This window comes from Roseofilum acuticapitatum BLCC-M154 (genome assembly GCF_030068475.1).
Lineage (GTDB): Bacteria > Cyanobacteriota > Cyanobacteriia > Cyanobacteriales > Desertifilaceae > Roseofilum > Roseofilum acuticapitatum.
Window position 1 is genome coordinate 22439 of the sequence record NZ_JAQOSP010000105.1, and the last position, 23104, is coordinate 45542.

General features: G+C 45.2%; 23 protein-coding genes. 10 read left to right on the forward strand and 13 right to left on the reverse strand.

The window, feature by feature from the left end:
* Positions 1 to 29: 29 nt before the first annotated feature.
* From PMG71_RS16570 to clpB, 8 genes are all read right to left on the reverse strand, one after another.
* Positions 30 to 371, reverse strand: coding sequence for a cupin domain-containing protein (locus PMG71_RS16570; RefSeq protein WP_283754815.1), 342 nt, complete (start codon positions 369 to 371; stop codon positions 30 to 32).
* On the reverse strand, positions 371 to 718 hold the full coding sequence (locus tag PMG71_RS16575; protein WP_283754816.1) for a hypothetical protein: 348 nt from the start codon (positions 716 to 718) through the stop codon (positions 371 to 373). Before PMG71_RS16575 ends, PMG71_RS16570 begins: the two co-directional genes overlap by 1 nt.
* Before the next feature lie 85 nt (positions 719 to 803).
* Entirely contained in the window at positions 804 to 1406 is a 603-nt protein-coding gene (gene coaE, locus PMG71_RS16580) for a dephospho-CoA kinase (protein ID WP_283754817.1), read from the reverse strand.
* 48 nt (positions 1407 to 1454) lie between these two features.
* Positions 1455 to 2627, reverse strand: coding sequence for a glycosyltransferase family 4 protein (locus PMG71_RS16585; protein WP_283754818.1), 1173 nt, complete (start codon positions 2625 to 2627; stop codon positions 1455 to 1457).
* A 12-nt stretch (positions 2628 to 2639) separates the two neighbouring features.
* On the reverse strand, positions 2640 to 3806 hold the full coding sequence (locus PMG71_RS16590; RefSeq protein ID WP_283754819.1) for a glycosyltransferase family 4 protein: 1167 nt from the start codon (positions 3804 to 3806) through the stop codon (positions 2640 to 2642).
* 18 nt (positions 3807 to 3824) lie between these two features.
* Entirely contained in the window at positions 3825 to 4871 is a 1047-nt protein-coding gene (locus PMG71_RS16595) for a glycosyltransferase family 4 protein (RefSeq protein ID WP_283754820.1), read from the reverse strand.
* 4 nt (positions 4872 to 4875) lie between these two features.
* On the reverse strand, positions 4876 to 5832 hold the full coding sequence (gene hpsE / locus PMG71_RS16600) for a hormogonium polysaccharide biosynthesis glycosyltransferase HpsE (RefSeq protein WP_283754821.1): 957 nt from the start codon (positions 5830 to 5832) through the stop codon (positions 4876 to 4878).
* 11 nt (positions 5833 to 5843) lie between these two features.
* Positions 5844 to 8492 (reverse strand): ATP-dependent chaperone ClpB, encoded by a 2649-nt coding sequence (clpB, locus tag PMG71_RS16605; RefSeq protein ID WP_283754822.1) that lies wholly within the window; start codon positions 8490 to 8492, stop codon positions 5844 to 5846.
* Between the two features lie 46 nt (positions 8493 to 8538).
* Between clpB and PMG71_RS16610 the strand changes: the two genes are divergently transcribed.
* The 8 genes from PMG71_RS16610 (at position 8539) to PMG71_RS16640 (ending at position 12986) form a co-directional block, all read left to right on the forward strand.
* Entirely contained in the window at positions 8539 to 8754 is a 216-nt protein-coding gene (locus PMG71_RS16610) for a hypothetical protein (RefSeq protein WP_283754823.1), read from the forward strand.
* Entirely contained in the window at positions 8724 to 9011 is a 288-nt protein-coding gene (locus PMG71_RS16615) for a type II toxin-antitoxin system Phd/YefM family antitoxin (RefSeq protein WP_283754824.1), read from the forward strand. Before PMG71_RS16610 ends, PMG71_RS16615 begins: the two co-directional genes overlap by 31 nt.
* Positions 8995 to 9345 (forward strand): type II toxin-antitoxin system RelE/ParE family toxin, encoded by a 351-nt coding sequence (locus PMG71_RS16620; protein WP_283754825.1) that lies wholly within the window; start codon positions 8995 to 8997, stop codon positions 9343 to 9345. Before PMG71_RS16615 ends, PMG71_RS16620 begins: the two co-directional genes overlap by 17 nt.
* A gap of 149 nt (positions 9346 to 9494) precedes the next feature.
* Entirely contained in the window at positions 9495 to 9680 is a 186-nt protein-coding gene (locus PMG71_RS24195; RefSeq protein WP_283754826.1) for an element excision factor XisI family protein, read from the forward strand.
* A gap of 78 nt (positions 9681 to 9758) precedes the next feature.
* A complete protein-coding gene (locus PMG71_RS16630; RefSeq protein WP_283754827.1) occupies positions 9759 to 10598 on the forward strand; it encodes a sulfotransferase family protein in 840 nt (279 codons plus the stop codon).
* A gap of 251 nt (positions 10599 to 10849) precedes the next feature.
* Complete coding sequence (locus tag PMG71_RS23990; protein WP_347179314.1) at positions 10850 to 10963, forward strand: element excision factor XisI family protein; 114 nt, start codon at positions 10850 to 10852, stop codon at positions 10961 to 10963.
* A 17-nt stretch (positions 10964 to 10980) separates the two neighbouring features.
* Positions 10981 to 12135, forward strand: a complete 1155-nt coding sequence (gene grrM / locus PMG71_RS16635; RefSeq protein WP_283754828.1) for a cyclophane-forming radical SAM/SPASM peptide maturase GrrM/OscB — start codon at positions 10981 to 10983, stop codon at positions 12133 to 12135.
* A 95-nt stretch (positions 12136 to 12230) separates the two neighbouring features.
* Positions 12231 to 12986, forward strand: coding sequence for a class I SAM-dependent methyltransferase (locus PMG71_RS16640; RefSeq protein ID WP_283754829.1), 756 nt, complete (start codon positions 12231 to 12233; stop codon positions 12984 to 12986).
* Between the two features lie 74 nt (positions 12987 to 13060).
* Here PMG71_RS16640 and PMG71_RS16645 read toward each other — a convergent pair whose 3' ends face one another.
* Positions 13061 to 14095, reverse strand: coding sequence for a YdcF family protein (locus PMG71_RS16645; protein WP_283754830.1), 1035 nt, complete (start codon positions 14093 to 14095; stop codon positions 13061 to 13063).
* A 252-nt stretch (positions 14096 to 14347) separates the two neighbouring features.
* On the opposite strand from PMG71_RS16645, the gene PMG71_RS16650 reads away from it, so the two are divergent.
* The gene (locus PMG71_RS16650; protein WP_283754831.1) at positions 14348 to 15544 is read left to right on the forward strand and encodes a pentapeptide repeat-containing protein; all 1197 of its coding nucleotides are present in this window, start codon (positions 14348 to 14350) and stop codon (positions 15542 to 15544) included.
* Between the two features lie 118 nt (positions 15545 to 15662).
* Here the strand turns inward: PMG71_RS16650 and mtnA are convergent, their stop codons facing one another.
* The 4 genes from mtnA to PMG71_RS16670 form a co-directional block, all read right to left on the reverse strand.
* A complete protein-coding gene (mtnA, locus tag PMG71_RS16655) occupies positions 15663 to 16736 on the reverse strand; it encodes an S-methyl-5-thioribose-1-phosphate isomerase (protein WP_283754832.1) in 1074 nt (357 codons plus the stop codon).
* Positions 16737 to 16843: 107 nt separating this feature from the next.
* A complete protein-coding gene (gene rpsD / locus PMG71_RS16660) occupies positions 16844 to 17452 on the reverse strand; it encodes a 30S ribosomal protein S4 (RefSeq protein ID WP_283754833.1) in 609 nt (202 codons plus the stop codon).
* A gap of 78 nt (positions 17453 to 17530) precedes the next feature.
* The gene (locus tag PMG71_RS16665; RefSeq protein WP_283754834.1) at positions 17531 to 19204 is read right to left on the reverse strand and encodes an alpha/beta hydrolase; all 1674 of its coding nucleotides are present in this window, start codon (positions 19202 to 19204) and stop codon (positions 17531 to 17533) included.
* 44 nt (positions 19205 to 19248) lie between these two features.
* On the reverse strand, positions 19249 to 20685 hold the full coding sequence (locus tag PMG71_RS16670; protein WP_283754835.1) for a carotenoid oxygenase family protein: 1437 nt from the start codon (positions 20683 to 20685) through the stop codon (positions 19249 to 19251).
* 559 nt (positions 20686 to 21244) lie between these two features.
* Here PMG71_RS16670 and PMG71_RS16675 point away from each other — a divergent pair.
* Entirely contained in the window at positions 21245 to 23074 is a 1830-nt protein-coding gene (locus PMG71_RS16675) for an AAA-like domain-containing protein (protein WP_283754836.1), read from the forward strand.
* Positions 23075 to 23104 lie beyond the last annotated feature (30 nt).

A 23104-nucleotide genomic window follows, 5' to 3' on the forward strand; every position in this document is an offset into this window, starting at 1 on the left:
TTGGGCGGGTAATTGTATCAACCCTACCATTATAAAGGAACTCTTAAGCCAAAATAAGTCACAACTAATTCGGTTGCCCCCGTATTCCGCAGTTCATGAACTTCGCCAACTTCAACGGCAATACAAGTGCCGGGAGACAGGGGATACTCCTGGTTATCTACGGTAATCATTCCGGTTCCCGATTCGATAAAGAAGACTTCACACATATCTGGATGGCTATGGGAATTGGCGATTTCTCCAGGGGGAAATTTGGCTTGGGAAAAGTTAGTTAAATGGGGTAAATCTCCCATGCGTAACATCACTTGTTTGCGGATGTTGGCATTGTGAGAAACTCCTTCTTGGGGGAGATTATTTAAGGTGGTTATTTTCATCAGTCATCAAGGGGTTGAGACTCTAATGATTTAGGCAAATTACGGACGACCTCGGTTTGAAACCAAACTCTGAGAATGGTTTGTAATTGAATTCGACTAATATAGGGCCATCCTCCTTCGGTTTCGATATCTCGCAGGAGTGAATATAAGGCTTGACGGTTATCGGGAAGGGAGTCTTGAAACCAGGTGTCTCGAATATGACGATGCATGTCTTCGAGACTGCGAAGGATAGCTAATAAGGTAAGGGTATCTTGTTGGTGTGTAGCGGCTAGGGTTTCTATCCGCTCCAGAGTGGTTTTGAGTTCCTGTTTCCAGGGTTGTACATTAGGGTCTAAATCCTTGTGCATCCGTGATTGAGTTGACTTATATTCGGGAGTTCGATCGCTTCAGTGTAACCGAAAACTGGCGATCGCCGCTAATCCCCCATCTTAATTACAGTCGATAGCGCTGGAGCAGCCGATCGATCTGTTGAAATAATTCGGACTCAGTAGAAGAGTTGTCTAACAGGCGATCGCCACGCTGAACTTTCTCATCTAACGGCATTTGGCTGTTTATCCTCATCTGCGCTTGGTCTAAAGTCAAGTGATTGCGGTTCATAAGTCGTTCGATTTGTTGCTCTTCAGAACAGTAAATCACCCAAATCTCCTCCACCAGATGCGTCATCTGGGCTTCAAACAGGAGAGGAATAGAGAATACCAGGGTATCCTGGGGAGAAGATTGGTTAAGGATAGTGTAGAGGCGATCGCGTACATAGGGATGAATTTGCTGCTCTAACCATTGTCGCTCAACCGGGTGATTAAACACAATTTCCCCCAACTGCTGCCGATTTAATCCCCCTTCCGGTAACTGAATCGACTCCCCATATCGTTGCACAACGCGCTCAAAAATCGGCGATTCCGGTTGTACCGCTTCCCGCGCATAAACATCCGCATCAAACACCGGCAACCCATACCGCCTTTCCAGATATTCAGTCACCGTACTTTTTCCCGTCGCAATTCCTCCAGTAATTCCAATTTGCGCTTGTTTTCGACTCATTGATCGATCGTCCCTTGTCATTTTGATCTTCATCATCTAAAACATTAGCTAACCCAAAAGTTCTTGAATCAATGTTTTGAACGTTCTGATAGCTATTTTCCAATTCAGCCGAGACTCGTATTCCTGAAATGAAGACAGAGCCAAAGACTGATACGCTTCTCGATTGTGTAGCATCTCTAGGATATACTCGCTATAAACTGAACTTTCAGTTTCCAAGGAAAATGTCTTTCCATTTTTTCCATCTTGAATAATCGTCGGAATTCCACCAATATTAGTGCTGACACAAGGCACACCATAGGAATTAGCCTCGATTAAAACATGAGGAGAACAGTCGGCTAAAGTGTGTAATATTAAGAAATGAGACGCAGAAAATAAATGATCGAGTTGTTGTTGTCCAGATGTTGTGGATTTATCGATATATCCAATAATATTAACAAAATCGAGACTTGATACCCATTTAGGGGGTTGACATCCCACTACATTTAAGTCTGTTTTTACTCCTGCATTGTTTAAGTTTTTGGCAACTTCTACCGCAAAATCCCCTCCTTTGCGTTCCCAATCTACACCGATAAATAACAGTTGACATTGATCGGGGTTTCGGTTTTGAATCGATAATTCAATATCGGATAAAGTTCTTGTACTTTTCAGATTCGCTCCCCAAGGGATAACGCTCACTTTCTCAGAGGGCAAATTATAAATTTTCATTGATTCCTCGGCAGCCCAATCGGATGTGAAAATCAGGCGATCGCACCGATCAAAAGCTGACTTTTCTAAGCGATAAATATTTCTTGTTGTTTCACCAGACAAATTATTTAAATAAGAATAAAAATTGATTAAACTCCCTAAAGGTGCATCTGTCCATAGAACTAGAGGTTTAGGGCTTTTTAAGTAGGCAAAAGGAATCGCATTTTCTGGACAGAGTGCCAGATTTGAGGTAGAAATTGATAACTTTTTTTCTATCTGTTTAGCATAATATTTCAAAACCATCGGTTCTGCCCAACTATAATAATCTTGTTTAAATAACTTGCGATAAAACAGCCATTTTAAGCGCGTGACTGGAGTCTTGTATTTTTCTAAAGGGCCGAGATAGTTTAAGGTAACGTCTTGAGCTTGTAATTCTTGAGACAGATAAGAACCGGCCGTATACATTCCCGTATGTTGTTTGGGCCAGCTAGAGGGGTTAAATACATCATAAGTGGTTATATAATCGAGTTGGATCATTTTATTCTCATTTCAAGGTTTTTCTATGAGGTCTTGCATCAGCTTATAGGCTAATTCTCCAGCCTTATCCCAATTCAAACGCTCTTGATATTCTTGGAATGAACAAGTAGCTAAAGCCTGATAGGTTTCCCAATCATAGAATGTGGATTGAATATACTGGTGATACTCTTCAATTTTGGCATTTAGAGCAAAGGTTTTACCATTTTTACCTTCTCGGATTAATGTGGGAATACCTCCGACTTGGGTTGATAAGCTAGGGAGTCCGAAAGAACTTGCTTCCCGGATGACTGCTGGCGTGACATCTGCTCTGGAGGGTAAAATTAGGAAGTGAGCCTGGGCAAAAATTGAATTGAGTTGTTCTCGTCCTTTTTCAGTGGATTTATCAATAAAATCGATCACGGTGACAAAATCGGGTATAGGTTCATCCTGGGGTAGACGGGTTCCAACAATAGTTAGCTGGACGGGAAATCCGAATTGATGTAGCGATCGCCCCACATCTAAGGCAATATTACCCCCTTTACGATACCAGTCTACACCGATAAACAGCAGATGGCACGTGGCTTTCGACTTCCCACCAATGATATGCTGAATCTCTTCTGGGGTGCGATCGCACTCCATATTTGCCCCCGTAGTCACCACCTTTAGCTTTTTGGCGTTAACATTGTATAGTTTTTTTGCTGTTTCTGCTGCCCACTCAGAGGAAAAAATAGCTAATTCAACATTCTGTAATGCTCGGAAATCAATGGCTTTTAAATATTGCTTAGATCGCCAGCATGTATTTCGATAGACTTCCGGAATTCCCCCACAAGTTGTGTCTGTCCACAACACTTTGGGCCGGTTATACTTTAAGTAAGCTAAAATCAGAAGATTGGGAGAAAAAATAATATCAGGTTTCCATAATTCTAATTGACGAATAATTTGCTGGCAATAGTTTTGATTCACCGAAGGTTCCGCCCAATAGAGATACTCTTGTTGAGAAAATATGGTTTCATAAAATCGCCGTTCTAACTTCGCAAAAATTGAATGCTTCTGTTGTAGCGCACCAATATATAAAAACGACTCCGCCTGCTGTTCCAACATTTTCGCCATCCAGTAGTTGCTTCCCCAGTTACCAACCGAGCCACGGGGCCAACTTTTGGAGTTGTATAGATCCGAATGGGTTACAAATGCGAGTTTCATTTCAACAATTCCTAAAACTTAAATTGACTTAGAACATAAACTTTGATAAAATTTTATAGTCTCGTAACTTAACCTTTCCCAATCCAGTTTTTCTAAAGGGGATTGTTGCGATCGCGGTTTTTGTATCCACTCTAAACTTTCTTGTAGTAGATTCGCATTTAACTGATTTTCATACACTTTTACCCAATCAGAGCCTACCCAGGTTTGCAGTTCAGCCATGGCTCCTTGATTCGGAACCAGGATCGGACAATCGAAGGATAAAGCTAATAAAGCGCTTCCAGAATTGAGGATTTCTGCAAATGGAAGGACAACTAAATCGGCGGCTCTATAATAAAATTGCAGCTCTTCATTAGGGACATATCCGAACAGCAGACGAATTCGGGAATCTTGATAAGCAGACTTTTCGAGTTCCCCTTGCATTTCTGGAAGATCGAGACGGCCAACGATCAGTAAAATAGCGTCAGGATCGTCTAATTCTCGAAAAGTTTGAATTAGGAGGGGAATATTTTTATAAGGGGCAATGTATCCGAGAAATAGGATAACATTGGAGGTTTGGGGCATATTGAGCTGATTTCGGGCAGTGGCGCGATCGCACTCATCGGCATATTCTCCCCGATAATGACCATGGGGAATTATCCCACAAGGACGCTCTCTGAGGCTAGGATAGCATTCTTGGGCAAGCTCTTTGCCTATCTGACACATGCTGATATAGCCATCAATGCGCTTGAGCAGTTCCCCTTGAAACCATTCTGCTACTTTGGGATGAAGCACAATATGAGGAATTTTATCGTGAAATGTCCAAACAATTCGAGTGCCTCTAAATTTAGCCCAATCAATTAACACTAACATCATCCGAGCGCGAATCCCGGCAATGATACCATTAGGATGGCGAACAATTGTTTCCGCAGCCCAATGGAGATGAAAAACATCATAGCGCTTGCTCAGTAACCGCTTGAATGAAAATTCTTCAACCTGGACTCCTTGTTTAGCCATGGGTTGATATAATAACCAATTATAAGGATTAAGATATCGCGTCTTAAACGCCGGCCAAGCAAGCACTTTCATAAATTTATACTTTATCTAGATATTTATTTTTCCACAAATATAATGGACTTTTCAAGCTATTCACCAGCATCTCCAATTGACAAGCAGCAGTCAAATTGGATTTAACTTGAGTCCGGTAACGCAAAAATAATAGAATCATTCTTCTTATATCATTGACCATATAAATTGGATAAATTAATGGTCGTTGCCAAGGCTTAAAATTAATGGTTCGAGTTACATAGCGACTCAAGCCAATTCCCTGAAGTAGAGAGAGTAAGTAGGAGCGCTGTAAACGAGAATCTGGAATTTTGTGATCGATTTCCATTTGGGGATTGTACCAAATTTCCCAGCCATTTTTGCGAAGGTAAGATAAAGTCTCCAAATCTTCAGAAGTCAACCAACTTCTTTCGACTCTTCCTGTTAAAATCAGGTTTTCTGGGACGCTAGTCAACCAAGCCTGTTTGCGAACGACTAACCCCGCACTAGGAGGTAATAGATTATTTTTGGGACTGTATTCTAGGGGCTGATCTCCTCGTTCGACAATAGCCAAAAAACCTAGAAGTGGTTGAACCTCTTCTGAAGGAGGAGATTCAAATTTCCCATGAATTTGACTGCCAAATGCGCCCGCTTGGGGATACTCTTGTGCGAACTTCAAGGCAGAACATACCCAATTTTGACTCGGCAGATTATCATCATCTAAGAACCCAATTAACTCAGAATTTGACTGTTCTACCCCTTGCTGACGAGCGAAAGCTGCACCTTGTTGTTTTTCAAATTCATATCGCAAAGGAATGTTTAAATCCCAAGTTTTTTGGTAGTCTTGGAACACTTGGGCGGTGTTGTCTGTACTGTTATTATCCACTAGGATAATTTCCCAACTCAGGGACTCAACCCCGGTTTGTTGGCGCAACTTATCCAAAACTTCTGGAAATCGGTTTGCGCCATTATAGGTAGGAATCGCAACTGTAAATTGGACAGACATTTTTCCTCTCCTTACTCGGAGACAGACGCAACTGGTTCGGGTTCTGGGGATACGATCGCATCATGGGGTTTACTGAAGGTTAACGCACCGTCTTGGGAATCAATGATAATGGTATCGCCTTCTAGGAAAGTATTGTCTAAAATTTGGGTGGCGATCGCATTCTCAACCTGTTTTTGAATCGCCCGCTTCAATGGACGGGCCCCATACACCGGATCGTAGCCCGCCTCTACCAAATGGTCAACCGCCGCCGGGGTAATGTCTAGGGTAATCTTCTGTTCTGCTAACAACTGCTGGGTGCGTTTGAGTTGAATATGGACAATATTGCCCAATTCCCCTTTACCCAAGGCATGGAAGAGGATGATATCATCGACGCGGTTGATAAACTCCGGTCGAAACTGCTTCCGCAAAGCTTTTTGCACCCGCTTCCGCATCTCCTCATATTGGCTATCATCGCCGGAAACATCTAGAATATGCTCCGATCCAATATTACTGGTCATCACAATCACCGTATTGCGGAAATCAATCGTCCGTCCTTGGGAGTCCGTAATTCGACCATCATCAAGGACTTGCAGCAGAATATTAAATACATCTGGGTGCGCCTTTTCCACCTCATCTAACAGCACAACAGAATAGGGACGACGACGGACTTGCTCGCTCAGTTGTCCCCCTTCCTCGTATCCCACATATCCCGGAGGCGCACCGACTAAGCGGGAAACGGCGTGTTTCTCCATATACTCGGACATATCAATTCTGACCATGGCTTCTTCCGAGTCGAACAAACTGGCAGCCAAGGATCTGGCTAATTCCGTTTTTCCCACCCCTGTCGGCCCCATGAACAGGAAGGAACCGATGGGACGACCGGGATCTTTCATTCCTGCTCTGGCGCGGCGTATGGCTTCAGCAACCGCCTGTACAGCCTCATGCTGACCGACGACGCGCTCATGTAAATAGTCTTCGAGGTGTAGCAGTTTTTGCCGTTCAGATTCGAGTAAACTATTCACCGGAATACCCGTCCACTTGGCCACAATTTCGGCAATATCCGCGTCTGTGACTTGTTCGCGCAATAAAGTCGAGCCGGTTTCTTGCAAGGCTTGCAGTTGTGCTTCTTTGGTTTCCCGCTCCCGTTCCGTTTTCTCTAATTTGCCATATTTAAGTTGGGCTGCCCGGTTTAAATCATAGGCTCGTTCGGCTTGTTCGATTTGCACGCGCAACTGTTCTTCTAATTCTTTGAGGATCTTAATATCATCGATCAGTTGCTTTTCCATTTGCCATTGATCGTTGAATTTCTTCTGTTTTTCCTTGAGTTCGGTAATCTCTTGCTCAATGCGTCTGACTTTTTCTTGGGGTTCTTTCAAGTGTTCCCCGTCCAAGGAGATTTTTTCCATCTCTAGCTGCATGATCCGGCGATCGATGGTTTCCAATTCTACCGGTTTCGAGGTAATATTCATTCTTAATTTAGCGGCCGCTTCATCAATCAGATCGATCGCCTTATCCGGTAAGAAGCGATCGGTAATATACCGGTTGGATAACTTGGCGGCTGCAACTAGGGCTGAGTCCGTAAACTTGACGCTATGGTGGACTTCGTAGCGGTCTTTTAAACCCCGCAGAATGGAAATGGTATCCTCAACACCGGGTTGATCCACATATACCTGTTGGAAGCGCCGCTCTAGGGCCGCATCCTTTTCAATATAATTGCGATATTCATCCAGGGTGCTTGCGCCAATACAGCGCAATTCGCCCCGCGCTAACATGGGTTTGAGTAAATTGGAGGCATCCATGGCGCTCGACTGTCCGGAACCGGTTCCGACTACGGTATGCAGCTCGTCGATAAAGAGGACAATTTGCCCTTCGGAGTGGGTGACTTCCCGCAAAACCGCCCGCAGTCTGGCTTCAAATTCTCCCCGATATTTGGCTCCGGCGATTAAACTGCCCATATCCAGGGTGATCAGTTGCCGGTTTTTCAGGGACTCTGGCACTTCATTGTTAACGATACGCTGTGCTAGGGCTTCGGCGATCGCCGTTTTTCCCACCCCCGGTTCCCCAATTAACACCGGATTATTCTTCCGTCGGCGCGAGAGGACTTGTATCACCCGCCGAATCTCCTCATCCCGCCCGATAACCGGGTCTAGATTGCCCGATCGCGCCAATTCTGTCAAATCTCGCCCATACTTCTCCAAAGCGTCGTAGCGGTTTTCTGGGGCTTGATCCGAGACCGTTTGACTGCCGCGAATATCCTTGATCGTTTGCTCCAGTTGCGTGCGAGTGCGGTTAAACCGACGCACCAACTCCCGGCCAATTCGTTGATCTTCGGCTAAAGCGAGTAAAATATGCTCGACGGAAATATATTCATCATTCCAACTTTGGCGAGCCGTTTCTGCTTCATCGAGCAGCTTATCTAGACTGCGACCGAGATAGAGTTGGTCAACATTGTAGGTGGTTTTCTGCCGCGCATCAAACTGGTTGAGTTGCTGTAATAACCGCGCTGGGTCAATTCCCGCCTTTTCTAAGATGGTTTTAGCCAGTCCTCCTTGCTCCAAAAGGGCGATCGCCACATGCTCGACTTCCAACTGCTGATGTTTCCCTCGTCGAGCGATATCCTGAGAGTTGACAATGGCTTCCCAAGCTTTATTGGTAAATTTAGATGAGTCAGTTGGTTGCATGGTTAGGGTAATTGGCGATCGTTTCGCTATAAGCTTATCTATTATAATGATCAACTCCTGGATTAAGATACCCAGCTCTGGACGAACTCGCCCCAGAAGAGAGTCTCGGTTGGTTGTGGTGGGTTCTCTAGGATCTAGGAGAGTGGCGATCGCCCATCTGAACCCACCCCATCAAGCTAATGTTTGGTCTTTTGCTACAGTGTTAACCATACCCAACTTAGAGCGATCGCCATGTTTAATCTTTCTCGTACCCGTTCCCTAAATCAGGTTCAAGAAGCCGTTCCAGCCCTTCTTGATGAGTTAAAAACCGATAAAACACCGATTGTGATTACCCTGGATGGTAAAGCTGCGGCTGTACTGCAAGATGTTGAAAGCTATCAAAATCTGCTCGACAGACTAGAATTATTAGAAATGATTGTCGGGATTCGGAAAAGCTTAGAAGAATTTGAGCAAGGAAAAGGAATTTCGATCGATCAAGCATGGGAACAGTTTCAGCAAAAACATGACTTACCAAGTTGAAATATCTCCTACGGCAAACCAAGATATAGAAAATATCTTTCTTTGGCTCCAGCAAAATATCCCCAATCAATCTTATCGCTGGGTTCGGGGATGTTATGAAATCATGCTGACACTTGAGAACTTCCCTAATCGTTGTCCCCTGGCTCCAGAAAGCGAATATTTAGATATAGAAATACGTCAACTTTGGTATCAAAAAAAGTATCGTATTTTGTTTAGTGTGACCGAAAATGAAGATCGGGGAACGGTTCAAATCCATAGAGTCAGACACGGATCTCAAAAACAGATTGAATCTTTAGAGGAATTTTTCAATGATCGGGAAGAAGGAAATGAGTAATACCAATCCTTTCAAGATAGTGCCACGACTAGCGAGATTATGAGATTGCTTCACTCCACTGAGTTCTGTTCGCGTTTCACGCAAGCTTCGCTTTCATGTCGGCGACAGCCGAAACGCTGACATACTATAACTGATCCAATGGACTTGATATGACGGTTTATTATGGCGATCGCCCATCTGAACCCACCCCATCCCCCTTTATACCCTGGCGGGGGGCGGGTTTAGGAGATGGGATCGCTGATGATTTACTCAGAGCAGGAATTCCCCAAAATAAAATTGTCCTCGGATTTTATCTTCCCCATATCCGACGTTATACCGAATTTGCGGTCAATTAAACCAATTCTCCTATGTATCGTTGTTAACCTGACTCAGGTCAGGTTAAAATAACGATTGATTTTCCTCTCTTCTCCTCCATGTCTATTCAGGCTCAACCTCCTATTTTTCTCGTGGGCTGTCCGCGATCGGGGACAACCTTTTTGCAAAGCGCGATCGCTGCTCATCCAACGATCCATTCCTTTCCCGAAACCCAGTTTTTCAAGCACTTAACTCCTCACAACCCCTTAAAAGCTCAATTAGGGTTAGTGGCTCGGAGTAAGATCCGACCGAAACTGATCTCTTTTTTCCAAGAAATCAATCGTCCTGACTTAATTTCTACCATTCCTCAGATCCCCTATAAACCTATTTATATCAATTATTTTATTAATCTCTTGCAATCCTTGACTCATGAGCAAGGCAAAGATCGCTTCTTAGAAAAAACCCCAGAACATCTCTATTACATTCCGGAAATCGAGCCGTATGTTCCAGGCGTGAAATTCATTCATCTCTTTCGTAATGGCACTGATGTAGTTGCTTCGTTGTATGAAGTCACCCATCGCTACCCGCAACGTTGGTGGGGAGCGTGGAATATTGATTATTGTATCGATCGCTGGCTGGAAATGGTTACCCTCAGTCAAACGTATCTAGACCAGCCTCATCACTGTGCCGTTCGCTATGAAACACTTTTGCAAAACTTTAGTGAATGCTTGCAGCGCATTTGCCAGTTTCTCAACATTGAATATAGTGAAGCAATGATCGACAACTATCATCACTCTTCAAAGTTCTTGATTAATACAACGAGTAGACAAGTAGAGAACCAGATTAGAGATATTAGTACAGTTAGCTCAAAATTTGAATCCTTGTTTGATGAGTCACAACGAGAGTATATTATTGAGAGAGTTTCTGCTGTTGATTTAGAGACGATTCCGTTTCTGTAATATTACAGCGCTTCGCGCTGCTATGAGGTACATTGTTGATTAATGGATTTGAGTTGTCATTGCGACCGCAGGGAAGCATTCGCGCTTCGCGTTTCGCGTTTCGCGTTTCACGCAAGCTTCGCTAACACGCAAGCTTCGCTTTTCATGTCCGCGAAGCCCAAACGCCAAGATTCGGGGATTGTGGGATGATTGCTTCATTGCACTTCGTTCCATTCGCAATGACTTAATCTTAATAATACTGTAGGAGGTCATTGTACAATGGATACCCTAGATCATTACTTAGAGCGGGAATTCCCAAACATAAAATTGTCCTGGGATTTTATTTGCCTCATATCCGACGTTATACGGAATTTTCAGTCAATTAGATCGATTAACCCTGAATATGCTCAATTTATCTAACTTTGGCCCCTTAGATTTAGTCATTCTCCAAACTACGTCCTTTTGTAATCTCGATTGTGACTATTGTTATTTACCCGATCGCCATCTCAAAAACCAGTTTTCCCTGGATCTGATTGAACCGGTGTTTAGGCGCATCTTCGAGAGTCCGTTTGTGGGAGATCGCTTTACCGTCTGTTGGCACGCAGGGGAACCCCTAGCTGTGCCGATTTCCTTCTATGAAACTGCTCTGACTCAAATTGCAGAACTGGATCGACAGCTCAATAAAACTGGGTGTAAAATTGGGCAATCCGTGCAAACCAATGCCACCTTAATTACTCCCGCTTGGTGTGACTTATTCAAGCGCTATAACGTGCAAGTGGGGGTGAGCATTGACGGCCCTGATTTTATCCATGATGCCCATCGGAAAACCCGCACGGGACTGGGAACCCATCACAGCACCATGCGCGGTATTCGTCACCTGCAAGAACAGGATGTACCGTTTAATATTATTACCGTGATTACTCAAGATTCCCTTGACCATGCTGATGAAATGTTTGAGTTTTTCATGGATAACGGTCTCACCGATGTGGGCTTTAATATCGAAGAATTAGAGGGGGTACACCAGTCCTCATCCCTCGCCAATACGGACGCTAGAAAGCGCTACAAGGCATTTATTCAAAGATTTTGGGATTTGACGGCTCAAAGCGGTGGAGAATTCAAACTGCGGGAATTTGAGCGGATTTGTAGTTTGATTTATAGTGGCGATCGCATTCCTAGAAGCGGTTTAACCACTCCCTTCGTCATTCTCAATGTCGATCATCAGGGCAATTTTTCTACCTTCGACCCGGAACTGTTAGCCATCAAAACCGCAGAATACGGTGATTTTATCCTCGGCAATGTGCTAACCGATAGCTTAGAATCCGTGTGCGAGAGTGAAAAATTCCAACGCATCTATGGCGATATCACGGCTGGGGTCGAACTATGCCAAAATACTTGTCAATATTATGGCTTGTGTGGCGGCGGTTCTGCCAGTAATAAATATTGGGAAAACAAAACCTTTCGCTCCTCGCAAACCATGGCCTGTCAGTATTACGAACAAATGATGACCGATTTAGTCGTAGAACAGTTAGAGGATTCTTTAGGATTAACCCATGTCTGATTTTCATCCTGTATTGGCCGCCCATAGAGCCAACTGGCCCCTAACCCATTTTTAATTTTTAATTTTTAATTTTTAATTGATATTAGGACTAACCCATGTCTGATTTTCATCCCGTCTTTTGGCAATTACACAGTGACCTTCCTAGACAAGGCCCCGGCAATTTTGAAGCGACAAAACAGGCCTTTTCTCGTCTGAGTGCTTTACCCGACTGTCCCCAAATTTTAGATGTGGGGTGCGGCCCAGGACAACAAACCCTGGATCTGGCCACCCTGAGCCAAGGTAAGATTACTGCGGTGGATTTCTATCAACCCTATCTCGATGAGCTGAAGCAAAGATTTGAGAGTCGGGGATGGGGAGAGCGTTTAGAAGTCGTCTGTGCAGATATGGCCGACTTACCGTTTGCAGAGCAATCTTTCGATCTGATTTGGTCAGAAGGAGCCATTTATATTATGGGGTTCGATCGCGGCTTGAGCAAGTGGCGATCGCTCCTCAAACCCGGAGGATACCTAGCTGTCACCGAAATCAGTTGGTTAAAACCCAATCCTCCCGAACCCGTCAAGGAATTTTGGCAAGAAGGCTATCCCTCCATGAGAACCCTAGAGGAAAATCAATCCGCCATGGAAGGAGCGGGTTATACCCTGGTTGATACGTTTACCTTACCCGAAAGTGCTTGGTGGACAGACTACTATACACCCTTGGAGAACAAAATTCAGCAGCTCAAAGTAGAGTATCAGAATGACCCAGAAGCCTTACAAATTTTAGAAGGCGAACAACAAGAAATCGACCTCTATCGCCAGTACAGTCCATATTTTGGCTACGTTTTTTATATTGGGCAATTGGCAGACCATTGATAATTGATAATGATGGGGTGAGCTTCTTAAAATCATCTACTTGTAAGCCCCCCATCTCCCCATCTCCCCATCCCCTACTGAAACGGCAAGAGCCATCCGCGCAAAAAGTAGTAAATTGTGACTAAATATTCATTGGTCACCTTGGTACTTAAAACCAGAGCTTCGGCGCTGGGAATAATATCTTCTAACGTCAGTCTTTTAGTCACCGTTGAATCCTGAATGGTAATAAAATCCGTAGGGCTGGGAATCACTTCTATATTCAAGAAAGAAAACGTTAATTGAGCGCGATGCATTTGTAAGGCTGAGGTGACTAAAATAATCGGCGTTTTTTCTAGTCCTTGAACTTCGAGAATTTTTTTCACTTGTACGGCAGCACGATACATATTATCCCCTTGAGAAATGGGTTGCAGGTTAGAATTATGGACTCCAAAACGCTGGAGGACGTTGACAATATCTTGGGCTTCATTGGGGTGTTCGCTGTGGGTGAAACTCTGCACGCTAGAGCGTCCAGTAACCAGGATTTGGGGGTCATGATTTTGGGAAACGGAGGCCCAAAATATTTCCAGGGTATGAAAAATGAGATTACCGCGATCGCTCAATTGCACATGGCGATAATCGTCGGCTATCACTGCTTCTGTTGTATCTTGACCCAAGAGAACAATGATTCGAGCTTGTTCGAGGGGGGAAACCGGACAAGCTGCTTGGCAGTTACTATACCGTTGTTGAGTAATTCTATTTGCTTCCGCTTCCGCCTGATGAGCCAATGTATAGGCAACCACTGGCAAACTAAAAAAGACTAACATAGCAAACCCTGCCCAGATCAGAACTTTTCCCGGTTTAACCATTTCCTTGCCTTTGAAGTGCAACATCCCCGATAAAATTAGGGTAATGGAGAGTCCAAGGGGAGTCAGGGGAAAAACCAGCAACCGCCAAACCTCAGCCACCACCACTGTACCCGGATTGAAAAAGGTCAAAATGATCAGGGTGAAAATCAGGATTCCCCCTAACCAGGTATAATATTTTTTCGGAATCCATTGCAGGAGAATCGCGTAAGCAATGACTGCAATCAGCAGCCAGAGCAAAAGCCGAGTGAGTAAGGAAAAGATCATACTGCGGCCAGTCTGGGTTGATGACTCATGTGAATTGATGTTCTATCACTATGTCTTATTGCCTGCTGTCCGGACAAGGAATTGTTCTATATTTCCTTGGCGATGTTGGTGTCTTTGTGGGGGAAAGGAACCACAGAGACACAAAGGACACAGAGAGAGGCAAGAAAGGAGTTTTCAGAGTGAAAGCTTAACCCCGTTATTGGGCCGCAAAGCGTGAGAGAATAGCAGGTTGAATGAGTGAGAGGAAGCTTTATGTCCCAACCCCTGACTGAGAATCGATATCCAGAAGTTCTATCTCTAGAGTGGTCTGTTGTGTCCCTTTCTGAGTCTGTGGGGGATGGTCAACAGTATGATTTGTATTTGAGTATAACCTGCGGTCATCGGTGGGAACTTCTAGGGAATGGCCGGCTGCAATTTGGCTTAAAGGGGGGCGAATTAGGGCTGAGGTTAAAAGGAGGGTTTTGGTGTTCAGAAGGGGATCAGGAGCCGGATTTGAGTGGGATGGGAGCGCGGGCGATCGCCTCTGGAACCCCGGAAAACCCCATCTGGAGGTTAATTCCCCTGAAATCAGGGCAGATTTTGACCGGCTCTATCAAGGGATGCAAGTGGGGGCGCATTCAAGCGAGTTCTAGCCAGGAAGCGCTAGAAGCAACGTTTTCCCTCAAGGCAACTGATGTACAAATTATAGGGGCAGAAGGATTATGGCCCCATCAAGTCACACCGAATCAAGTGGCGATCGCCGAGCAAAAATTAGTCCTCATGCTGCTACAATCATCACTACAACCCTACATCAGTCGCACCCTTTGGCACTCCCAAGAAGAAGCCCAGATACAACCGCCTTATCAACCCCAGTTCGATCAAACTCCTGCCTTAGACCTGATTACCCAAATTACCACCGCCAACACTGATAACTTCCAAGAACTTGCCCAAATTGCAGGCTTAAACCTCTCTGACGACTTAGCCGGAGCCAAACTCTTAGGAACGAACTTAAATGGTTTAGACTTGAGCGAAGCTAACCTAGAGCGCGTCTATCTGCGCGGAGCCGAACTCTGTGATGTAGACTTCAGTGGCGCGAACTTGCAACAAGCTAACTTTGGCGGTGCAGACTTAAGTGGCGCTTATCTGAGCGATGCGAATTTAGAAGGAGCAAACTTCCACCGCGCCAGTTTAGCTCTGGCTAACCTCAGTGGCGCTAATTTAAGAGGTGCGGACTTCACCGACGCTAACCTCAGCAATGCTAACCTCAGTGATACTCAGTTAAAGGGCGCAAACTTCACCAGAGCTGATTTAACCGGTGCGGGTATTGTCCTTTCTGATATGACGGATGTTATTCTCGATGACACGAAAGTAGTGCAAACCCGATTTAAGGATAATCCAGGATTAACCTCTTCTCTGCACGATGCTCTATTGCAAAGGGGTGCTATTTTTGAGGAGGATGAAACGGAGTAGCTTAGAGGGAGAATGCCTTACTTACATCATGGGAACATACAAGCGGGCAAGATGCCTGCACTCCTGGAATTCCTTGATATGATTGGAGTGGGAGCGTCTCGCTCCCTAATTTCACTCCCTAATTTCGCCCCCTAACCTCGCTCCCTAGTGTAATCAACTCTTCGGGAGTAACTGCACCTTTTTCCGTAATAATAGCCGCAATTAACTCCGCCGGGGTCACATCAAAAGCTGGGTTATAATACTCCACCCCTTCGGGAGTAATGCGCGTGTCCCCCACTTGAGCCACTTCTGTACTATCACGCTCTTCAATGGGAATTTCGTCCCCATGGGCTAACTTAAAATCTACTGTAGATAGGGGAGCTGCCACATAAAAGGGAATATTGTGGGCTTTAGCAGCTAGGGCAACACTATAAGTGCCAATTTTATTAGCCGTATCCCCATTGGCACTGATCCGATCTGCTCCTACGACTACCGCATGAATCATGCCTTGTTGCATACAATGGGCTGCCATATTATCTGTAATGACTGTCACCGGGATACCTTCTTGCACGCATTCCCAAGCCGTCAGTTTGGCCCCCTGTAAGCGGGGACGGGTTTCATCAGCATAAACCCGGTTTAACCTTCCCTGTTCCCAAGCACTCCGGACTACACCCAAAGCCGTGCCATATCCGGCAGTGGCTAAAGCACCCGCGTTGCAGTGAGTCAGTAAGTTTAACCGCTCTGGTGTTTCTGGGAGTACCTTAGCCCCATGTTTACCGATCGCCTGACAAGTTTGTAAATCTTCTGCTTGAATCTCCTGAGCAGTTTGTAATAATTGAGTCTGAATTTCAGCCACAGAAGCAGATGGATCTCCTGCTGTTTTTAACATCCGTTCAATAGCCCAAAATAAATTCACTGCTGTGGGGCGAGTTTGTCGTAGGCTTGCGGCGATCGCTTCCAGTTGTGCCAGAAACTCGGTAGTATTCCCGACTTTAATTTCTCTGGCTCCCAATGCCATGCCATAGGCCGCAGCTACACCGATCGCTGGCGCTCCCCGGACAATCATGGTTTTGATTGCCTGTGCCATCTCCGTAGAATTCCGAATAGCAATAGTTGTATATTCTGCCGGTAAGCGAGTTTGATCGATGAGCATCACGCACTGATTTTCTCGATCCCAGCGCACGGGATAAACCGGGTTATGATGAGCAACCATGGGCATTTTATTGACAATTGACCCAATTATAATAACGTGAATAATTTTTAATTGAAAAGGGCGAAGATACCTCCGCCCTATGATGATTATGCTGAGTGTGGGTTGACTTATACCAGACGAGAGTAGTATTCCACCACCAGCAGTTCATTCACTTGCAGTGCCACCCATTCCCGTTGAATGATGCCATTGACTTTAGCCGTCATTTTGGCTTTGTCAAATTCCAAATGGCTGGGAATGTTGGCTAAACCGGGATATTGCAGATTAGCTTCTACCAGTTTACGGGAGCGATCGCGGTTTCTGACCCCAATTTCTTCTCCCTGTCTACACTGATAACTGGCAATAGTTACCGGACGACCATTGACCGTTATATGGCCATGGTTGACTAATTGGCGAGCTGCGGGGATAGTGGGAGCCAGACCCAAGCGAAATACCGTATTATCTAAGCGCATTTCCAGCAGTTGCAGCAGCACTTGTCCGGTAGAACCCGTGATCCGACGGGCTTTTTTCACATAGCGTAGAAGCTGCTTTTCACTCAAACCATAGTTAAAGCGCAGCTTTTGTTTCTCCTCTAGACGGATAGCATACTCTGACTTCTTCTTCCGAGCCTGACCATGTTGACCAGGGGGGTATGCCCGTCGAGGAGATTTACGAGTCAAACCAGGTAAGTCCCCCAAGCGCCGGGTTACCCGTAAGCGCGGGCCTCGGTATCGTGACATCGAAATTTCCTCTATTTTTATTTTTTACACAGATCTATCATCATACTCTTCTAAATACTCCCTGTCAACACCTACCCATTACTGATTCCTCATGACTTCAAAAACTGGAATAGGTAACTCTTGTCCATAGGTTTGTTCTAATTGTTCAACCTCTAAAGAGCGAATCAGATTCAGTTTTAGGCTCTCGGCGCTGAGAGTTTGGGCATAACTAGCGCTCAGATAGGGTAAATAGGAATCATCTTCAGATAAATAGACTTTAAAGAAGGCTAAACTTAAACTATTCATCGCATTAATCCCCACGGTATTATCTCTAGGTTTTTCCTGAGCAGATTCTGGGGTAAAGGGATTATTATTTTCCGTGGGAGCGCTGACCGAAAAATGAGTTCCTGGAATCATCAAGGCTAAATATTTTTCGGGATGTTTCAGCCATAGAAAGGGATAAATTTGTTCGGTCACAATGGGAGTAACAATATCATGGCTACTGGCCATCAATAGGGTAGGGACATCAATTTGGCTGATTTGTTCTGGGCCAAAAATGACACTACTGAGGGGATAAACGGCGATCGCCGCTTGAACGCGAGAATCGTGTAACTTTTGTTCATCCGGCTCTATATCATTGGCCCGACATTGCAAGAGTACCGATACATTTAGCATCGGATTATCCAGGGTACATTTTTGGCGCAAGCGTTCTCGATTTAACTCTGCTCCAGCTAAGGATAAGGCAGTTGTTGCTCCCAAAGAGTGGCCTAAAATGCCCACATTTTGGACATTAATTCCCCGGGCCCAATTGCCTTCTTCAGCTTGCAGTTTTTCTAATTCATCTAACAAATCTTTAATATCATAGGGGCGCTTGACGAATTCCTGGGGATAAATCTCTTGATTTAACCATCCTTCTAAGAGGGCTTGACGATAGCCTAAATTAGAGCCAATATGTTCAGGAATGGCGACCGCAAACCCATAGGAAGCAAGATATTGAGCCAAGTCAACAAAATTGCTCCGAGTCGATCCAAATCCATGGGAAATCACAATTAAGGGAGCTGGTTGGTCTTGATTTTCGGGTAAATAGAGATCGATATCTGATTCTACCAATTCCCTAGTTTTGATATTTAAATTTTGCTCTCGAACGGTCAAGGGGCCAGGCTGCAAAATATCGGGTAGCGTATCGGCAATCGGATTTAAGGTTGCTTCCCGATTGGCTTCTTCAATAATGGTTTGAATTGCAGCATCTCGATATTGAAAAAAGGTGGTTAAAAGCTTCTGTAATTGCAAGATCACTCCGGTATTAATCCGCATTCCTTCACTAGGGAAATAGCGCAGAATATTGACTAAGGTTAATCCTTCTGGGTCATCTGCGGCTAAGATTAAAGCAGATCTGAGAGCATAAAACCCATTTTGACGCTTTTGGGTTTGTATCAAATATCCTAAGCGTTTCAAAACTGATTCTCCTATGGCAGTATAGGTCATCTGAGAAACTGCCACCGCACTTAACGAAAACTTTTGTTGCAGTAACCCTTGTAGCTCTTTTCGATCTTCTGGTTCTAGAAATTGGGCATAAAATTGAAAATCTGGGGTGATTTCTCCGGTTTTGGCAAATGTATCTAGGGCATCAACTGACAGGCTAAATTCTAAAGGGCCATAGGTAAAATAAATGTTTTCTGCACTTCTGGCGGGTTGGGCTGACCAGGGAAATAGGGTTAAACTGAATAAACATAATCTATAAATACTTTTGATTAAGAGTGATTTGATCTTCATAGGATAAATAGCTCTTTGCATAGGGGCGGATCAAAGTTTAAAGTTTAGAAATCGGTTTTTTGGGCAAATGTGCCATGAAATCCCATGGGGATAACATGGGGTAATCCTAAGCGACAAAGGGGGGAATCACTGAGGTGATGGGCATCATAAATCCAGACTTCGCTGCTATGGCTAGAGGAATGGTAAACCACGGTCAGCACCCAACCGCGATCGCCGGTTTCTGGATCGGGCACATAGAGGGGTTCGGTTGCATACGATCCGATACCTGGATCGCCCATCTCTAAGGTTTGAGTTTGGTTGTCCCAACGGGCAATGACATTGAGTAAATCTTTGCCTAGTGAGGTTCCTGGACGGTGCATGGACAAATAGGTATAGCGGGCAGGTTTGCCGACTTCTAGGGGGGAGACGATGGGAAATTCGCTATGCTGCTCGATGAGGGGATAATGGTCGAGCAGTTCGCCGGTTTTGGGGTTAAGATGCGATCGCCACAATTGACTTAACGCTTCGGTATGGGTTTTGCCACTGGGCACTTCCCGCAGAAATTCGTTGGTTTGGAAGTCCTGATAGCGGGCAAAATCAATGACTAGGTTCTCCTGTTCATCCATAAACCCATTGCTAAAGTGCCACTGGAACCAGGGAGGGGCTTCTTGTTGCTGGATGAGGGATAGGGTTTGGCGATCGAAGATGAGAATTTGGGTTCCTTTGTCGGGTTTCCATTGCAGAGCATCCGCAAAACTGCTTGTACCGAGTAAAATCGGGAATAAATTTAACTCAATGGGGGGAATGAAAAAGACTAAATAGGGGCCTGCAAGCACAAAATCATGGACAATGGACATGCTCTTGAGGAGATGTTGGCCCATTTGAATGATTTTACCGGTGCGATCGCTCTTATATAAACCTAATGTTGGCTTGGCTCCCGGCATGATACCAAAGTTAAAAATTTCTCCTGTCTGAGCATCCACTTTCGGATGGGCAGAATAGGGCATCCCGGACTGTAACTGGGATAGGTCATCTTTTCCTTGAGTCTCTAAGGTTTCTAAGTCTAACCGATAGGGGCGATCGCCTTCCCACAGAGCCAAAAGCTTATCCGGTAGAGCCAAAACCGACGTATTCGCCGAATGTTTCGGGGACTGTCCCCACCGCTTCCACAGAGGGCCAGCAGCCGTCATGCCATAATTAGGATACAAAAATCGATCCGCTTCAGCTTCCGCACAATAGCCCTCGGTTTGCACATAGCGATAAACCCCAGTTGCTCCCTCCTGGGCAAAATGAACCGCCAGAATTGCCCCATCTCCATCAAACCAATGACCCACCCGCACGCCACCCCGTTCTAGTCGTCCAGGGCCATTTCGATATAGCGTCCCCCGTAAACCTTTGGGTATGGCTCCTTCGAGAATTTCCAGGTTAGTCGGCGGAAATTCCGTAGCGGGTTGAGCAACTGCTTGACTCCAAGCTGGATAGGATTGAGTTGGGGAAGACATAGAGAATTAGGATAATTAACAATGATTGGGTAGATGCGGGTTTAACCTAATCTAGGAAACCCACCATCAATGATGTTAACCTGCCCACCCCATCAGGCTTAATGTTTGTAATGGGTTAGTTTAAAAAAAATAGTGCAGACTGCAATCAAGCAATCTGCACACCAGTTTGGAACACGACTTAGCATCAAAGGAGCAGAGATCCTCAAAGCCTTACTATCTCTGAGGAGTTGAGTATTATGCAAAACATCAACTCACCCTAGGTTCAAGCAACTCATAAAGATTCATCTCAAGGATAGGCAAACCCGAAGGTTAGACCAAACAGGACAATGATGACTCTGATGCTTCTACTATGGCTGACTTTAGGGGGACTGGGGGATTCTGTGTAAGCAAGATTCACAAACATGAGGATCTTAACCTAGGGTTAGCCTCTGTGGTGATTCGATACACAATTTATCCCAGTGGCAGTTCTCACTATATTAATGAAGAATAGAAGAAGAAGACTCTGGTTCAGTTTGAGCCGCCGTCTCCCACACCATCTGTTGTTTCCTGGTGTAATCTGATGAACCAGATTCAGTTTATCCAATCCTTTGCTAATCTTACTCCTAGGCGACAAGAAGTGCTGCTAAAAGTCTTAGCGGGGGAGGAAGATACAGCGATCGCCGAACAGCTTTATATTCAACCGGTGACAGTACGCAAGCATATCCAACATATCTGTGATGCCTTTTTGGGAGCTGTCGATCCCCAAGAAGCGGGATATTCTCGTCGCGGGGAATTGATTGCCTTGATCGCCAAATATCGTCCAGAGTTAATTGGAGAAGCGCTGAAAACCAACCGGGAACCCCAACCCCAGAAGCATCATATTCTGCTCAGTTACTATCAAAGTCCCACCGATCCGCCTTTAAGCCTTATTTCCCAACTCTACGAAACCCTGAGAAACTCCGGTTATACGGTTACTTTAGCGGATAACTGCCTGCGGATGGCTAAAAATGGGTTGCAACAGATTTACCGAGAACTGAATACCTGTGAAGAGTTGTTGCTGTTGCTCTCGCCCTTATCTGCGGTGAGTGAGATGATTACCGAAGAGGTGCGAATTGTCAAGTCCTTACAAGAGTCGCGTCAGCAGGGACTTCCCCATATTATTCCTTTAGAAATTAACAATTCCTTTAGTCTGCTCAACCATGATTTGCGGGGCTATTTACAGGACTTACCGAGGTTAAGATGGCGATCGCCAGAAGATACCCCCAGATTAATTAAAAGCTTATTACGACTACTGGCTGAGGGCGATCGCCAGCCGATGAAAATTGTCTCTCCTCCTGCACACTCTGCCCATAACCCCTACGCCATCCTACCCAAAGCTCCCCCCCAACCCATTGCCGAACCGGAAATTCCCAGAGGACAAGTCGAGCTGGCCTCAGCATTTTACATCGAGCGGCCCCGAATAGAAACGCGATGTTATGAGGCGATCGAAAAACCCGGAGCCTTAATTCGCATCAAAGCCCCCCGACAAATGGGCAAAACCTCCCTCATGGCTCGCATCCTACACCATGCCTCCACCATTGGCTACGCCACCGTTCCCCTCAGTTTTCAACTTGCCGATAGCAAAGTCTTCACCGAGCTAGAACCCTTCCTCAAGTGGTTTGCCGCCAACATCAGCCTACAAATCAACCTACCCGTCAACTTTGAAGACTATTGGGACAGCATTTTTGGAGCCAAAGTCGCCTGCAAATCCTACTTTGAAAACTATATCCTTCCCCACTGCCAAAACCCCCTCGTTTTAGGCTTAGATGAAGTCGATGTCGTTTTCTCCTTTCCCGACATTGCCTCCGACTTTTTTAGCCTCCTGCGAGCTTGGCATGAAGAAGGAAAAAACCGCGACATCTGGAAAAAACTGCGCCTAGTCGTCGTTCATTCCACAGAAGTTTATGTTCCCATGAGCATCAACCAATCCCCCTTCAATGTCGGCTTACCCATTGAACTGCCCGAATTTCCCCCCGATAAAATCCTAGAACTCGCCCATCGTCATGGCTTAGATTGGACAATCTCAGAAGTCAATCGACTCATGTCCATGGTAGGAGGACATCCCTACTTAGTCCGACTCGCACTTTACCATATTGCTCGCCATGAAATGACCTTAACAACCGTCCTCGAAACGGCAGCCACCGATGCCGGTTTATATAGCGATCATTTAAGGCGACACTTATGGAATCTACATTACCATTCCCTCTTAAAAGAAGCCTTAAAAAAAGTGGTCGATAGCGCCCAAGCAGTACAGCTTGAATCCATTCCCGCCTTTAAACTACATAGTATGGGATTGATTGATTTACAGGGACATCAAGTTGTGCCCAGATGTAATCTGTATCGTCAGTATTTTCGAGTACAACTCTCTTAGTCTTTTTTTATTTCAGGCGAGCATCTACGG